General features: G+C 71.8%; 14 protein-coding genes and 1 riboswitch. Of the genes, 7 read left to right on the top strand and 7 right to left on the bottom strand.

Features of this window, described 5'->3' with window-relative positions:
* Positions 1-31: 31 nt before the first annotated feature.
* Positions 32-1,993, bottom strand: coding sequence for a diguanylate cyclase (locus tag ACIBSW_RS23420; protein ID WP_354727811.1), 1,962 nt, complete (start codon positions 1,991-1,993; stop codon positions 32-34).
* A 209-nt stretch (positions 1,994-2,202) separates the two neighbouring features.
* Complete coding sequence (locus ACIBSW_RS23415; protein WP_354727810.1) at positions 2,203-2,808, bottom strand: YdeI/OmpD-associated family protein; 606 nt, start codon at positions 2,806-2,808, stop codon at positions 2,203-2,205.
* Between the two features lie 159 nt (positions 2,809-2,967).
* Here ACIBSW_RS23415 and ACIBSW_RS23410 point away from each other — a divergent pair, with 159 nt between their 5' ends.
* Both ACIBSW_RS23410 and ACIBSW_RS23405 read left to right on the top strand, forming a co-directional pair.
* Positions 2,968-3,474 (top strand): hypothetical protein, encoded by a 507-nt coding sequence (locus ACIBSW_RS23410; protein WP_354727808.1) that lies wholly within the window; start codon positions 2,968-2,970, stop codon positions 3,472-3,474.
* A 316-nt stretch (positions 3,475-3,790) separates the two neighbouring features.
* Positions 3,791-4,534 carry a hypothetical protein gene (locus ACIBSW_RS23405; protein ID WP_354727806.1) on the top strand — a complete coding sequence of 248 codons (744 nt, stop codon included), beginning with the start codon at positions 3,791-3,793 and terminating at the stop codon, positions 4,532-4,534.
* Here ACIBSW_RS23405 and ACIBSW_RS23400 read toward each other — a convergent pair.
* The 3 genes from ACIBSW_RS23400 to ACIBSW_RS23390 form a co-directional block, all read right to left on the bottom strand.
* Positions 4,531-5,106 (bottom strand): hypothetical protein, encoded by a 576-nt coding sequence (locus ACIBSW_RS23400; RefSeq protein WP_354727804.1) that lies wholly within the window; start codon positions 5,104-5,106, stop codon positions 4,531-4,533. The genes ACIBSW_RS23405 and ACIBSW_RS23400 overlap by 4 nt on opposite strands.
* Positions 5,107-5,218: 112 nt before the next feature.
* Positions 5,219-5,716, bottom strand: a complete 498-nt coding sequence (def, locus tag ACIBSW_RS23395) for a peptide deformylase (RefSeq protein ID WP_354727802.1) — start codon at positions 5,714-5,716, stop codon at positions 5,219-5,221.
* A 20-nt stretch (positions 5,717-5,736) separates the two neighbouring features.
* The gene (locus ACIBSW_RS23390) at positions 5,737-6,984 is read right to left on the bottom strand and encodes a chorismate-binding protein (protein WP_404799450.1); all 1,248 of its coding nucleotides are present in this window, start codon (positions 6,982-6,984) and stop codon (positions 5,737-5,739) included.
* Between the two features lie 122 nt (positions 6,985-7,106).
* Between ACIBSW_RS23390 and ACIBSW_RS23385 the strand changes: the two genes are divergently transcribed.
* Positions 7,107-7,307 carry a DUF5999 family protein gene (locus ACIBSW_RS23385; RefSeq protein ID WP_184994708.1) on the top strand — a complete coding sequence of 67 codons (201 nt, stop codon included), beginning with the start codon at positions 7,107-7,109 and terminating at the stop codon, positions 7,305-7,307.
* A 251-nt stretch (positions 7,308-7,558) separates the two neighbouring features.
* Here ACIBSW_RS23385 and gcvP read toward each other — a convergent pair whose 3' ends face one another.
* Positions 7,559-10,363 carry an aminomethyl-transferring glycine dehydrogenase gene (gcvP, locus tag ACIBSW_RS23380; RefSeq protein ID WP_354727800.1) on the bottom strand — a complete coding sequence of 935 codons (2,805 nt, stop codon included), beginning with the start codon at positions 10,361-10,363 and terminating at the stop codon, positions 7,559-7,561.
* 75 nt (positions 10,364-10,438) lie between these two features.
* Positions 10,439-10,536, bottom strand: a riboswitch (glycine riboswitch).
* 58 nt (positions 10,537-10,594) lie between these two features.
* Here gcvP and mgrA point away from each other — a divergent pair.
* The 4 genes from mgrA (at position 10,595) to ACIBSW_RS23360 (ending at position 13,481) form a co-directional block, all read left to right on the top strand.
* Positions 10,595-11,590 carry an L-glyceraldehyde 3-phosphate reductase gene (mgrA, locus tag ACIBSW_RS23375; RefSeq protein WP_354727798.1) on the top strand — a complete coding sequence of 332 codons (996 nt, stop codon included), beginning with the start codon at positions 10,595-10,597 and terminating at the stop codon, positions 11,588-11,590.
* A gap of 9 nt (positions 11,591-11,599) precedes the next feature.
* A complete protein-coding gene (locus ACIBSW_RS23370; protein WP_354727796.1) occupies positions 11,600-12,274 on the top strand; it encodes a DNA polymerase beta superfamily protein in 675 nt (224 codons plus the stop codon).
* Positions 12,271-13,038, top strand: a complete 768-nt coding sequence (locus ACIBSW_RS23365; RefSeq protein WP_354727794.1) for a DNA polymerase beta superfamily protein — start codon at positions 12,271-12,273, stop codon at positions 13,036-13,038. Before ACIBSW_RS23370 ends, ACIBSW_RS23365 begins: the two co-directional genes overlap by 4 nt.
* 89 nt (positions 13,039-13,127) lie before the next feature.
* Positions 13,128-13,481 (top strand): hypothetical protein, encoded by a 354-nt coding sequence (locus tag ACIBSW_RS23360; RefSeq protein ID WP_354727792.1) that lies wholly within the window; start codon positions 13,128-13,130, stop codon positions 13,479-13,481.
* Here ACIBSW_RS23360 and ACIBSW_RS23355 read toward each other — a convergent pair.
* The gene (locus tag ACIBSW_RS23355; RefSeq protein WP_354727790.1) at positions 13,474-15,207 is read right to left on the bottom strand and encodes a M4 family metallopeptidase; all 1,734 of its coding nucleotides are present in this window, start codon (positions 15,205-15,207) and stop codon (positions 13,474-13,476) included. The genes ACIBSW_RS23360 and ACIBSW_RS23355 overlap by 8 nt on opposite strands.
* Positions 15,208-15,212 lie beyond the last annotated feature (5 nt).

The raw sequence follows: 15,212 nt of genomic DNA, 5'->3' as shown, positions 1-15,212 counted from the left end.
ACGACACGAGGGCGCCACTCAAAGGACACGCTCACGCGGCGAGGGAGGGTACCGGGGCGTCGCGGTAGCGGCGGGGTGTCGGGCGGGGCGGTGGGTCGTTGACGACGCGGTCGCGGCCGGCGTGTTTGGCGGCGTAGAGGTTGCGGTCGGCGTCGGCGAGCATGCTGCTGTAGGTGGGGTCGGTTGCCGAGGCGGTGGTGGTCGAGCCCATGCTGGCGGTCACCGCCAGGTCACCGGTGACCGGTTGCCAGTGGTGGTTGCGGATGGCCAGGCGCAGGGTGTCCAGGTGGGTCGCCGCGTCCGTGGGGGTGGTGTCGGGCAGGACGATCAGGAATTCCTCGCCGCCCATGCGGGCCACGAAGCCGGTGTCGGTGATCTGCGCCGTCCCGTTGCGCAGGATCGCGGCCGTCGTGGCGAGGACCTGGTCCCCGACGGGGTGCGAGAGGGTGTCGTTGACGCGCTTGAAGTGGTCCAGGTCGACCAGCGCGACGGTCAGGGGCATGCCGCCGGCGCGGGCTTGTTCGATCAGGGCGGGCACGCGTTCGTCCGCGTAGCGACGGTTGTACAGGCCGGTGAGAGGGTCGTGGTGGGCTTGTTCGCGCAAGCGGGTGGCCTGGTCGGCCAGTTCGTCGCGCTGGCGCCGTTCGGCGGTGACATCCTGCAACAGTTGTACGGCGCTGTGCACGCGCCCGTGCGGGTCGCTGACCGGGGCGGCGGTGTAGCGCACGATCCGGCCCTGCGGCACGTCGGAGTTGCGGACCAGGACGTCCATGACGTGGGTCTGCCCGTCGGTGATGGCCTGGCGGTAGGGCAGTTCGTCATCGGTGAGCGCCGTGCCGTCGAGGCGGCAGAAGCCGTAGAACTGGGCGGGGTCGACCTTGGGATCGGTCCTGACCCGGCCCAGCACGGCGGACATGGCCGGATTGTGCAGCACCAGGCGCTCGTCGGCGTCGGTCACGGCCAGGCCGTCGGACAGGGAGTTGACTACCGCTTCCATCCGTTCCGCCTGCCGCAGCGCCTGTGCCTTCTCGGCGGCCAGCTCGACGGTCAACGCGAGGCGCTCGTCGCGGGAGAGGACCACGACCAGGCCGACCAGCGCGGATGTGACGGCGAACAGGTGCGCGACCAGCACCTGGGCCTGCGGTGAGGCGAGGGTCGCGAACGGCCCCGACTCCCACAGCGCGGACGCGCCGGTGACGAGGGTGACGACCACGCTGAACGCCATGAGGTAGATGGTCGACAGCCGCACCGCCGCCCACACGGTCAGGACGAGCAGGGGGAACACCATGGAGATGCCGGGGACGGTCAGCGCCAGACCGTAACCTGCCAGGGAGCACCCGATCACGGCCAGGTACTCGATCGTGCGGGTACGCGTCAGCTCACCGACGGCCTGCCGCCACGCGGCCCGCAGCGATCCGTGCCGGGCCCGCCGGACGGCCAGCACCGCCCCGACCTGCTGGGCCAGCCCTCCGTAGAGCAGGAAGCTGGTGAAGGAGCAGATCAGCACGGTCGTGGCCTCCGGCCAGGAGAACGTGCCGGTGGCCAGCCACAGACCCGGCAGACCCACCGCGGCGCCGCTGAGCGCGGCACCGCCGGCCGCCGCGAGCTGCAGCCACAGATCCGCCGGACGGCGCAGCCCGTCACGGCCCGCATCACCATCGGTGCCCGGGTGCGGGCGCGACAGCAGCCACAGGTACGTCCCGACCTGAACCGAAACGATCAGGGAGCAGACCGTGGCGACGGCCCACGTCTGGCCCAGAGCCAGGTTGAGGCCGACGGTCGCCGCGACGAGCACCACCGGGTCGACCCACCGTACGGGCGCCGCGCGCTGTGCGACCAGCCACAGCGCGGCGACGCCGACCGTCGGCCAGAGCTCGTGCAGACCGGTGTGCTGGGCGATCGGCGCCCGGCTCAGGACGTCGACCAGCAGAAAAGCCGCGACGAACATGACGGTGCGCAGCAGCGAGACCCGCAGGCACCTGGCGGCGCTCACGGCCGGCGCTCGACCCTTGCCCTCGGTGCGACGTCCCTGCATGAGCCGAACCGCCTCTCGCCTGCCTGCCCGACACTCGACGAATACCAACGAGAATGTCGGCCGCCGGGCGGATGACGGGCAGGCGCCGGGTGCGGCCCGGTAGCAGAGGGCATCCCCCGGTCGGCCTGCGCTACCCGGCGACGAACGTCACCTCTCGGTCGAGCCGGTCACGGCGAGGCCGGAGGCTTGGCCTTCTGCGGGGTCAACGTCTCGTGGCGGGCCAGCATGGCGACGAACTCGCCGATCTTCCGCTCCCGGGTCTCCGCCCGTTTGGCGGCATTGACGCGGTAGATGAGTGCGAACCGGTTGGCCTTGGTGAGTACGTCGAACATGGCCTGGGCGGCCGGGACGGCGGCGATCGCGGCGAGGAGGTCGGCCGGAGCCTCGGCTTCCGACGGCGGAGCGTAGGCCGCCGCCCACCGCCCGTCCGTTTTCGCGGCGTCCACCGCGGCGCGGCCCGCGGGCAGCATCCGCCCCTGTGCCTCCAGCCGGGCCACGTTGGCGGTGTTGCGTTGCGACCAGGCGCTGCGGGGCCTACGCGGGGTGTACCGGATCCAGGAGCTCTCCTGATCCCGTTTCCGGGCCTGCCCGTCGATCCAGCCGAAGCACAGCGCCTCGTCGACCGCGTGCTGCCAGGTCAGCGACGTGACCGTGCCGCCCTTCCTGGTCAGGGCCAGCCAGACGCCGGGCGACGTGGCGTGGTTGGCCGACAACCACGCACGCAGCGCCTCGGCATCCGCGACGATCAACTCATCCAACTCGGCACCCGCCATGACGGCAGGCTAACCGACGCGACGTGGCCGCGGCCTCTGCCCGCCGGCGTACTCGGCGGCGAGTGAGCGCGCCAGAATCGGCGCGGCCGCCCGCTACCATCGCCCGGAACACGCGGACACCGGAGGAATCGCATGGCGGTGTTGACGACAGTTGGACAGGTGGCGGACCGGGCGAGGGAGCTCGGCATCGCCGTAGTGGTGGGGCCGGCCGAGGACGACCAGCGCGATCAGCCGGTGTCCTACTACGGCGAGGACATCGCCGATGCGCTCATCAGCATGATGGAGGAATGGGGCGTCGGCGTTCGGGTGCACCCGAAAGTGGGCGGCCTCCTGGAGGGCTACCGGGACCTGTTCGACCAGTTCGCCGCCAGCAGCGGAGGCGCGGTGACCATCACCGACGTGGAGCTCCTCGACACGGCCGACGGCGAGCGCATCCGGATGCTGGTCAACGGCGACGAACTCGTCTGGCACCTGGAGCACCAGTCCGACCGCTACCTCGACACGTTGATGGTCTTCGAAATCACGGAGCGGCTGGTGCCGCGCGACGACACGGACCCGCGGATCTTCGTCGAGATTCACGACGACGACGACCAGTCCGGGTACATATTCGCCGATCCGGCCGCCCTGTCGATCCTGATCCGGGAACTCGGAATCGAGCCTGTGTGACCGGCCCGGGTGCCGCGCCGGCGGACGGCTCTCCTCCGTTCGGGGTCAGACGCTAGGCGTTGATCAACTCTCTGGGCGGAGCCGGCGGGGAGCAATCGTGCCTGGTGATCGCGGCCTTGGACTGGCCGGCGAGCTCGGGCTGGCGACCCAGCCGTCGCCGCTCGAGTCGGACGTGAGCCGATCGGTGACCTCGAAGCGGCGTGGCCGGCTGGTGCCGGTCGCCGTGGGGGCGGCCACGATCCTGGCCGTGGGAGGGCTGGGGTCCGCCCCTCAGCGGGTACCGCCACCACCAGAGCCTGCATCGGTACCGGCAACGGTGATCGTTCCAGCGGGGCGGGCCGAGCTGATCGTCCGGGACGGCGACCTCGTCGAGGTCAGCGGTCCGGTCGAGGAGGGTTCGACGATGTGCGCGCCGGCCCCGGTCCCGGCCGTCAACGGTCCCTGCCCTCTTGGCATCCGGGTGCCGGGCGTCAGGCCGACGGCCGGCGCGACGCTGCGCGGCCGGTGGCATCCGGGCCGGCTGTCCGACATCCGGTGGCTGCCGTACGCGCCCACGTCGGCCGGCGTGCTCGGGGACTCCGATCTGCCGGACACCCCGCCGTGCCCGGCGCCGGCCGGTGGCTGGCGCGACGGCGAGGACTGGGTCGACGACCGGGTCCACGAATATCTGCACGCCCGTGCCGACCAGTTCGCGGCACCCTTCGCGACCCACGTCGGGAACGCCACCATCCTGGTCGTCGAGGTGGTGAGCGGCGACGTGGACCAGGCCCGGGCGGCGTTGACCGCGAACTTCACCGACAACTTCTGCGTGGTCGCCGCACCCGGCGGGCACAGCATCGCCGCCGAGAACAGGCTGCATGCCACCACCGGCAAAGCGGTCTCGGCGCTGATGGAGGACCCCGCTCTGGGCATCTATACGCCCGTTTCGGAGGACGGCAAGATACGGGTGAACATGGTCCAGCTGACCCAGCCGCTGTACGACAGGTTCGCCGCGATCGGCCTCGACCGCCTGATCCTCGACCCGTGGATCCGCCCGGCGAACGGAGCCGAAGTTGGCTAGGTCGAGGGATCGGCCAGATCCGCGAGGGTGTTCTCGATCGCGTCGGCCAGGCCGCTGGCGCGGCCGCCGGTCCGGACCGCTTCGAGGGCCGCGACGGCGGCCGGGACCAGGCTGCGGTCGTGGAACGCCAGGGCATCCATGAGGGCGATGCAGGAGTAGAGATCGGATACCGGCCAGGGATCCCTGCCGAGTACCGCGAGGTAGTGCTCGAAGCCGCCCGCCACCGCCCGCCGGATCTCGTCGAGGTCGACCGTGCCGATCAGCTCGCGCGCCGGCCAGCCGGCCTCCGCGGCGGCGATGACCGCCAGGATGTCGAGTGCCGCGGTGTGGCCGGCCGGCGTCATCTCGGGCAGGGCCGCGACCAGGACGTTCGCCACCGGCGCGCAGCCCTCGCACGGATTGTTGCCCTCCCACAGGAGGATACGTTCGAGCCGATCCCTGAGCCGGGACGCCTCGGCGGCGTCGGGCGCCGCGATCAGTCCTCGCAGGACATCTGGCACCATCTCGGCGAAGCCGATGTACGTCCGGATGCGAGACCACTCGAACCGGGCGATCTCGTCCTCGACACTCACCCGGAGACTCTCGCACGGTGGCCCTCAGAAGGGCGGCTCCGAGATCCAGATCCCGTCCGGGCGTCACCTCGTAGCGTTGCTCGAACTCGGCGACGCCCGCCTCGGGCACGGTTCAAGGACGGGGGGCCGGGCGGGTGCGGCGCAGGTCGCGCAGGGCCTGGCGGCGGGTGTCGCCCTTGAGCGTGTCGACGTAGAGGCGGCCGTCGAGGTGGTCCGTCTCGTGCTGCAGCGCCCGCGCCAGGAACCCGGTCGCCGAGATCGTCAGCGGCTTCCCGTACTGATCGAAACCGGTCGCTGTCACCGCCAGGGCCCGCGGCGTCTGATAGCCCATCCCGGGCAGCGACAGGCAGCCCTCCTCGTCGTCCTGCTCCCCCTCGAGACCGGTGAGCACCGGGTTGATCAGGTGGCCGACCTCCCCGCCGACGTTGTACGAGAACGCGCGCAGGCTCACCCCGATCTGCGGCGCGGCCACGCCGGCCCGGCCGGGCTCGCGGACGGTGTCCTCGAGATCGGCGACGAGCGCGCGCAGCGCGTCGTCGAAAACCACGACCGGCTCCGCGGGGGTACGCAGCACCGGGTCGCCGAACAGCCGAATAGGGCGAACAGTCATACGCACCAACCTATGCGACGTCAGGCGCCCGCGAGCGCGGCCCGCAGCGGCGCGGCCTTCGCGGCGGCCTCGTCGACCTCGGCGGCCGGGTCGCTGTCCCAGGTGATGCCGCCGCCGGCCCACAGGTGCAGCCGTTCGCCGTCGGCCGCCGCCGTGCGGATGCTCAGGCCCAGGTCGAGGTGGTCGGTGCCGACCCAGCCCAGCGCGCCCATGCTGACGCCGCGGCCGACCGGCTCCAGGCGGGCGATCTCGGACAGCGCCGACAGCTTCGGCGCGCCGGTCACGGAGCCGCCGGGGCAGATCGCGCGGAGCAGCTCGGCCAGGTCGAGCGGGCCCTCGATCGGCGCGGACACCACCGACTCGGCCTGCCACAGGCCGCACCAGCGGCGCACCGCGAACAGCTCGTCCACCCGGACCGGGCCGACGCCGGGCATCCGGGACAGGTCGTTGCGCTGCAGGTCGACGATCATGACGTGCTCGGCGCGTTCCTTGGCCGAGTCGAGCAGCTCGCGGCGGCCGTCCGCGGTGGCCGGGCGGGTGCCCTTGATGGGCCGGGTGACGACCCGGCCGCCGCGCACCTCGACGAGGGTCTCCGGCGACGCCGTCGCCATGGCCCATCCGGAGCCGCTCAGAACGCCGCCGTAGCGCGCGCCGGGCAGTCCGGCCACCCGGGTAAGGGCGGGCCCGGGATCGCCCGTATATGGCGCCGAGGCGTGCCCGACAATGTTGACCTGATAAACGTCGCCACGCCCGATCGCGGCCCGCGCGGAATTGACCGCGGCGGCGTGATCGGCGCGGGTCCAGCTTTCCCGCCAGGGGCCGAGACGCCACGGCGTGCCGGTACCGATACCGTCCGAAACGTCCGAACTCATCGCGTACGCTTCCGTTACGGACGGTGACGGATCGGCGGGTTCGTGGACATAGACGACGGCCACCACGTCGGGGATTCCGGGCACCGGCGAGGGCGCGCCGGCGGGACCGCCAACCATCACCGATCCGGCCGATGCGGACACGTACAGTGCTGCCCCGCAGGGGGTTCCGCCGCCGGTCGGATGAGATTGGGTAACCATTCGGCCAAGGTTTCGCACGCACAGTCCGTTGCCGGACAGGAACGCGGAGACAAGCTCAGCGGGATCGCCGGGATCACCCAGGTACCACTCGAAACGGCATGACGCACGGTGACGGCCCTGGCAGGACGCCGGAAAACCCGGTTGAGCGCCCGATCCAGGTGTCGGAAAGTGGCGGTATCCCCGCCCGCCGTGGACCATCTGAACAGTTGATTCCATCAACACGGCACCGTCACCGGTGTAATCCGAAATCGTTCGGATGGGAGTAGTGTTCCGCCCCGTTGATGTGAAACACAACACAACACCACTACCGGAGACACACGATGTGCCAGCACCCGACCTCCTGTCCCTCAGCCGCCGCCACGGACCGCGAAGCGGCCCGGGTCGTGGCCACCTTCCCCGAGCAGGGCTGGAGCCTGCTCTGTAACGGTGTCATCGTCTTCGAGGACACCGGCGAGCTACTGCCCGACGGAAGCACCATCGAACCCCACCGCGGACCAGCCCGGCACGCCCTCGCGGCCTGACCAGGCAGAACCCCGCCCGACCCAGGCACCCGAGCGCTCCGGCCGAACGGCCGCCGACGGGTAGCCGCCACCGCACCACTACGCCCCGGCGCGACCGGCCGGGGACAGGGACCGCCCGCGGGCCGACCGGAAACTCCCCGGCCGACCCGCCCGACGGCTCAATGAGCAATTTTCAACCTGGCCTCGGGCCAGAGGTATCCGGGCCGTTGGCCGCCGTCAGGAGCTGCCGCCCCGGCCACGTTGAAGAAGGCTCAATCCTCGAACGCCTCCGGTGACGGACACGAGCAGACCAGGTTGCGGTCGCCGTACGCGCCGTCGATGCGCCGCACCGGCGGCCAGTACTTCGAGGTCCGGTCGACCCCCGCCGGGAAACCCGCCAGCGATCGCGGGTACGCGTGCGCCCACTCGTCCACCGTCACCGACGCCGCCGTGTGCGGCGCGTTGCGCAGCGGATTGTCGTCCCGGGGCCACTCACCCGCCGCGACCCGGTCGATCTCGCCCCGGATCGCGATCATCGCGTCGCAGAAACGGTCCAGCTCGGCCAGGTCCTCGCTCTCGGTCGGCTCGACCATCAGCGTCCCCGCCACCGGGAACGACATCGTCGGCGCGTGGAAGCCGTAGTCGATGAGCCGCTTCGCCACGTCGTCGACCGACACGCCCGTCGCCTTCGTCAGCGGCCGCAGGTCGAGGATGCACTCGTGCGCCACCAGGCCCTCGTTGCCCGCGTACAGCACCGGGTAGTGGTCCCGCAGCCGGGCCGCGACGTAGTTGGCCGCCAGCACCGCGACCGCCGTCGCCGCCGCCAGGCCGTCCGGGCCCATCATCCGCAGGTACGCCCACGAGATCGGCAGGATGCCCGCCGAGCCGTGCGCCGCCGCCGACACCGCGTGGTGGTCGCCCGGCTCGAGCGGGTCGCCGGGCAGGAACTCGGACAGGTGCGCCCGGACCGCCACCGGGCCGACGCCCGGGCCGCCGCCGCCGTGCGGGATGCAGAACGTCTTGTGCAGGTTCAGGTGCGACACGTCCGCGCCGAACCGGCCCGGCTTGGCGAAGCCGACCAGCGCGTTCAGGTTCGCGCCGTCGACGTACACCTGGCCGCCCGCGTCGTGCACCGCGGCGCACAGCTCGGCGATGCCCTTCTCGTAGACGCCGTGCGTCGACGGATAGGTCACCATGATCGCGGAGAGGGTGTCCGCGTGCTTCTCGATCTTGGCGGCCAGATCCGCCAGGTCGACGTTGCCGTTGTCGTCGCAGGCCACCACCACGACCCGCATGCCCGCCATCACCGCGCTGGCCGCGTTCGTGCCGTGCGCGCTCGACGGGATCAGGCACACGTCGCGGTGCGTCTCGCCCCGGGAACGGTGGTAGCCGCGGATCGCCAGCAGCCCGGCCAGCTCGCCCTGCGAACCCGCGTTCGGCTGCACGCTCACCGCGTCGTAGCCGGTGATCTCCGCCAGCCAGCCCTCCAGCTGCGCGACCAGGTGCTCGTAGCCCGCGGTCTGCGACGCCGGCGCGAACGGGTGGATGTTCGCGAACTCCGCCCAGGTGACCGGCTCCATCTCGGTGGTCGCGTTGAGCTTCATCGTGCACGAGCCCAGCGGGATCATCCCCCGGTCCAGGGCGTAGTCGCGGTCCGAGAGCCGGCGCAGGTAGCGCAGCATCGCCGTCTCCGAGTGGTGCGACGAGAACACCGGGTGGGTCAGGAACACCGACGTCCGGGCCAGCCCGGCGGGAATCCCCGCGGCCGGCTCCGCGCCGGCCGCACCGAACGCCGCCAGCACCGCCTCGACGTGCGCCGGCGTCGTGGTCTCGTCGCACGAGATCGACACCCGGTCCGCGTCGACCAGCCGCAGGTCCACGCCGCCGCGCGCGGCCGCCTCGGCCACCTCCGCGGCCCGGCCCGGCACCACCGCGGTCACCGTGTCGAAGAACGCGGCGTGCGCGACCTCGACGCCCGCCGCGGCGAGACCGGCCGCGACCGCGCCGGCCCGCCGATGGGTACGCCGGGCGATCTCCCGCAGCCCCTCCGGGCCGTGGTAGACCGCGTACATGCTCGCCATGACCGCCAGCAGGACCTGCGCGGTGCAGATGTTGCTGGTCGCCCGCTCCCGGCGGATGTGCTGCTCGCGGGTCTGCAGGGCCAGCCGGTACGCGGGCGCGCCGTCCGCGTCCTTGGACACCCCGACCAGCCGTCCGGGCAGCGCACGCTCCAGGCCGGCGCGCACCGCCAGGTAGCCGGCGTGCGGGCCGCCGAAGCCCAGCGGCACCCCGAAACGCTGCGTCGTCCCCGCCGCGATGTCCGCGCCGATCTCGCCCGGCGCCCGCAGCAGCGTCAGCGCCAGCAGGTCCGCCGCCACCGTGACCAGGGCACCCACGCCGTGCGCGGCCTCGATCACCGCGGCGTGGTCACGGACCGCACCGGACGCGCCCGGGTACTGCAGGTGCAGGCCGAAGAACTCCGCCGGCAGCTCACCGCCGGCGTCGAGATCCACCTTCACCAGGTCGATGCCGAGCGGCTCCGCCCGGGTACGCAGCACGGCCAGGGTCTGCGGCAGCGTGTCCGCGTCCACCAAGTAGACGCTGCTGCGGCTCTTCGACGACCGCCGGGCCAGCGTCATCGCCTCCGCGACCGCCGTGCCCTCGTCCAGCATCGAGGCGTTCGCCGTGGTCATCCCGGTCAGGTCGGTGACCATCGTCTGGAAGTTCAGCAGCGCCTCGAGCCGGCCCTGGCTGATCTCCGGCTGGTACGGCGTGTACGCCGTGTACCACGCCGGGTTCTCCAGCACGTTGCGCCGGATCACGGCCGGGGTGAACGTGCCGTAGTAGCCGAGCCCGATCATCGAGGTCGCCACCGTGTTACGACCGGCGATCTCGCGCAGCTCGGCGATCGCCTCCTCCTCGGAGGCCGCCGCCGGCAGGTCCAGCGTGCCGTGCCAGCGGATCACCTCGGGGATCGCGGCGTCCATCAGCGCTTCCAGGGACGCGTACCCGATGGCCTTGAGCATCTGGGTCTGCGCGCCGGCCTCCGGACCGATGTGACGTGAGGCGAACGACATGGCGGCTCCTGCGAGAGAAAGAGGTCGACGGCACAACCTCCCCCTCTGTCATACCCACAAGGCACTCCAGAGTCGCCTACCCTCGCGGTCCTTTTGCCTGAGAGGTTCCGGGGAGGATTTGCCCCTTCGGCGCCACCAGATCTTCACCCGGTGGTCTCTCCCGCGCAGGAGTACGGCTGCGTTGAACCTACCAGCGCGGATGTCCCCGACGCTCAACCTAGGGTGTGGTGTGTGACCTACTCCGCCGCGGACGACCGCTACGACACCATGACCTACCGCCGCGCCGGGCGCAGCGGCCTGAAGCTGCCCGCCATCAGCCTCGGGCTCTGGCACAACTTCGGCGACGGCCGCCCGCTGGAACGCCAGCGCGACATCACCCGCCGCGCCTTCGACCTGGGCGTCACCCACTTCGACCTGGCCAACAACTACGGCCCGCCGCCCGGCAGCGCCGAGAGCAACTTCGGCCGCATCCTGAGCACCGACTTCCGCCACCACCGCGACGAGATCATCGTCTCCACCAAGGCCGGCTACCACATGTGGAACGGCCCGTACGGCGAGTGGGGCAGCCGCAAGTACCTCGTCTCGTCGCTCGACCAGTCGCTGCGCCGCCTCGGCCTCGACTACGTCGACGTCTTCTACCACCACCGCCCCGACCCGGACACCCCGCTCGAGGAGACGATGGGCGCCCTCGACGCCGTCGTCCGCTCGGGCAAGGCCCTCTACGCCGGCATCAGCAACTACACCGCCGAGCAGACCGCCCGGGCCGCCGCGATCCTGCAGGAGCTCGGCACTCCCCTGCTGATCCACCAGCCGTCGTACTCGATCCTGAACCGCTGGATCGAGAAGGACCACCTGCTCGACACGCTCGAGGCGGTCGGCGCCGGCTGCATCGCCTTCAGCCCGCTGCAGCAGGGCCTGCTCACCGACCGGTACCTGCGCGGCATCCCCGAGGACTCCCGGGTACGCACCAGCGTCTTCCTCAACGAGAGCGACCTGGACAACGCCACCCTCGGCCGGCTGCACAGCCTCAACGACATCGCCGGGCGGCGCGGCCAGTCCCTGGCGCAGCTGGCCCTGGCCTGGGCGCTGCGCGACGGGCGGATGACCAGCCTGATCATCGGGGCCAGCAGCGTCGCGCAGCTCGAGACCAACGTCGCCGCCCTCGGCAACCTCAGCCTGTCCTCCGACGAGCTGAATGAGATCGACGGCACCGTCCTCGACCTGTAGAAACGGCGGGTGCACAATCTCGTCACCGAGCACACGATCCTCGCGGTCGTGGTCGGCTCCCGCGCGTACGGCCTCGACGGCCCGGACTCCGACCACGACCGCCGCGGCGTGTACGCGGCACCGACCCGCCTGTTCTGGCACCTGGACAAGCCGCCGACCCACCTCGACGGCCCGGCCGACGAGCAGTTCTCCTGGGAGCTCGAACGGTTCTGCACCCTCGCGCTGCAGGGCAACCCGACGGTGCTCGAGGTGCTCTGGTCACCGCTGATCGAGCGGGTCACCCCCGACGGCGAGCGGCTGCTGGCGGCACGCCGGGCGTTCCTGTCCCGCCGGGTCGCGCAGACCTACGGCTCGTACGCCCAGGACCAGCTCAGGCGCGTCGCGGCCCGGCGCGCTCGCACCGGCGAGACCAACCACAAGCAGGCCATGCACATGATCCGGCTGCTGCTGGCCGGCGCGCACGTGCTGCGCACCGGCGAGGTCCTGGTCGACGTATCGCCGCTGCGCGAACGGCTGCTCGCCGTCCGCCGCGGCGACCAGCCGTGGGAGGCGGTGACGGCCTGGGCGGACGAGCTGCTCGCGGACCTGGCCGCCGCGGAGGCGGCGACCGTCCTGCCGGAGTCACCGGACCGGACGGCCGTCGACGACCTGCTCTGTTCCGTACGCGAAAGGGGTCTGTCGTGACCGTCGACGTGCCCGCCTGGGCCGCGGAGATCACCGCCGGCCTCGGCCACCCGCTGGTCTTCGCGACCGTGAGCGGCGCGCACCTGTACGGCTTCGCGTCCGTCGACTCGGACCTGGACCTGCGCGCGAGCCACGTCCTGCCGGCCGCCGAGGTCGTCGGCCTGCGCACCGGGCCCGAGACCGTGCAGTCCAGCGGGCTGCGCGACGGCGTCGAGCTGGACGTGGTCAGCCACGACCTGCTCAAGTTCGCCCGCCTGCTGAACAGCCGAAACGGCTACGTCCTGGAGCAGCTGCTGTCGCCGCTGGTGGTGGCGACCTCGCCGGTGCACGCGGCGCTGGTCGAGCTGGCGCCCGGGCTGATCACCAGCAACCACGCGCACCACTACCTGGGCTTCGCGGCCGGCCAGGAGCGGCTCTTCGCACGGACCGGCGAGCTCAAGCCGGCCCTGTACACGCTGCGGGTGCTGCTCACCGGCATCCACCTGATGCGGACCGGGACGCTGGAGACCGACCTCGGGGTGCTCGGCGGCGGCCTGGCCTACATGCCGGAGCTGATCGCCCGCAAGCGCGAGGCGGAGCACGGGCCGTTCCCGGCGGGCTTCCGCGCGGCGCTGGAGCGGGACATCCCGCGGCTGCGCGCCGAGCTGGAGGCGGCCCGCGACGCGTCCGCGCTCCCCGGCCACGCCGATCCGGCGGCGGTCGAGGCCCTGCACCGACTCGTGGTGCGGGTCCGGCTGGGGTCAGTCGGCGAAGCCGTCGTTTGAGGTTTGGTGCGGCTTGCCGCACTGCCGCTAAGGCATCCTAGGATTCTAGGAGTTATCCGTCGGCGGGTCCGGCGGTCTACCCTGTGCACATGCCCACCAGCGCGCCCGCGGCTCCGGCACCGCATCTGGCCCGGCCACACCGGCCGGTTGTCGTCGCGGGGACCCTCGGCGAGCTGGCCGGTCCGCGGCACGGGATCGTCGAGCTGCCGCTGCGGCTCTGGTGGAATCCGCACCCCTTCGACCTGGACCAGCCGACCATGCTCGCCTGGATGTACGAGAACGTGCTCCGCGAGGCGGTCCGCGTCGAGGAGCTGCGCCGTCACCTGGACGGGCCGACGCTGATCCGGCTCTGGCCGGAGCTCAACCTCCCCCGCGGCGTCCGCGCGGCCTGGGAGGCCCGCCACCCAGGCCTGCGCCGCACCGCCGTGGCCGGGCTCAGCTGATCCCGACCAGGCGGTACGCCTCCCGGATCGAGGCCACCTTGGCGTCCCGGTCCGGGCCGCCGCCGAAGTAGGTCATCGCCACGTCGACGATGCCCCGCAACGCGTCGGCGAAGGTGGCCCGCGGCGAGAGCCGGGACATCCCCAGGTAGGTGAGCACGGCGACGTCCTCCACGGTGAAGACCCGCACGCCGTCCACCTCCATGGTCAGCAGGTTGTGCACCGCCTTGTTCGCGATGTTGCTGTTGAAGTGCACCCAGCCGTTGTCGTTGGTGTCCGGGTTCGGCAACTGGCCGGGGGCGAGCTGCCGGAAGTCCTTCATGTGCGCCGGGTGGCCGAGGCTGCCCGGGTCGGCGAAGTCGCGCAGCGGCCGCCCGTCCGGCCGCAGGCCGTCGCCGATCTTCCAGCTCCACGTCGAGACGTCCTCGCGGTCGCTCGCGGTGTACCAGTTGTTGATCAGGATGCCGGCCACGTCGGCGAAGGACTCGTTCAGGGCGCCGGACTGGGTCGCGTACACCAGGTTCGAGGTGGTCTCGATGACGCCATGGGTCAGCTCGTGGCCGATCACGTCGAGGAACCTGGACAGGCTGACCAGGCGGCCGTCGGCGTCGCGGACCTGGCCGTACCACATCCGGCCGCGCCACCAGAACGCGTTCTTCAGCGTCGGCGGCGCCGACATCCGGGCCGCCGTCGTGTTGACCATGGACACCAGCAGCATGCCCTTGTCGTCGATGCCGTCGCGCTGCAGGACGAGCTTGTAGAAGTCCTGTACCCGGGAGGCGTTCAGGTGCGCGGAGACGGCCGCCCGGTTGCTGTCCGCGAAGTCGCTGGTGGTCGCCTCGACCGCGCGCGGCGGCACCGGCGGGTCGGTGTCGATGTCGGCGAACCGCAGGTCGAACGTGCGGACCGACCGCAGCGGGTCGTCGAGCAGGCACACCGTGCCGGTGTCCAGGCGGCCGAAGAACGTCTGGGTGACCCCGTCCTCGTCCATTCCCCTGCACTTGGCCGGGGTCGGCACGCCGGCGGTCGGGTTCGCGCTGTAGGTGAACACGATCTCGCCGCTGTGCGCGTCGACCAGGTAGTTGACGAGGCGGGGCACCGGCCGGGTACCCAGTCCGTGGCCCTCGACCGGCTCGGCCCGGTCCGGCGCGGGCCGGGCGGGCAGGTTCTTGAGGAGCCACACCAGACGCCAGGCGCCGGTCTCCTCGTCCTTGAAGAAGTTCAGCGCGCCGCCCAGCGCCGCGTCCGGCCGGAGCTCCGCGCCGGCATAGGCCGCCGCGCGTTGCAGCGCCTCCGCGCGGCTCAGCCCCTCGACCGGGTCGACGCCGGTCACCTCGTCCAGCCGGGCGCTGACGCTGACCAGGTCGCGGTCGCCGGTCAGCTCGACCACCGCGCTCGCCCCGAAGATCGGGATCTGGTGCTGGGTCTGCGCGAACCGCACCTGGTGCGTGCCGAGCCTGCGCAGGTCGTCGTCGTTCTCCATGACCAGCCCGGGCACCCGCTGCGGCGCTTCCGGCTCGACCACCGAGCGCATGGCCGGGCGCGCGTCCTGCTGCAGGAGCTCGTCCAGGTAATACCGGGCGGCGGCCTCGTTGCTGTTGAAGACCGGGCCGAGCGACCCGACGTCGATACCGGCCGCCTCGCCGGCGCGGAACGAGGCGGGCGATCGCGGCCCGTCGTCCCGGTCCTGCGCGACGTGGTAGTGGAACTCCTGCAGTGGTGCAGCCATGGAAA

The organism is Actinoplanes sp. NPDC049668 (genome assembly GCF_044465445.1).
Classification (GTDB): domain Bacteria; phylum Actinomycetota; class Actinomycetes; order Mycobacteriales; family Micromonosporaceae; genus Actinoplanes.
The sequence above is the reverse complement of the archived record's forward strand: the minus strand, read 5'-3'. Positions and strand labels throughout refer to the sequence as shown.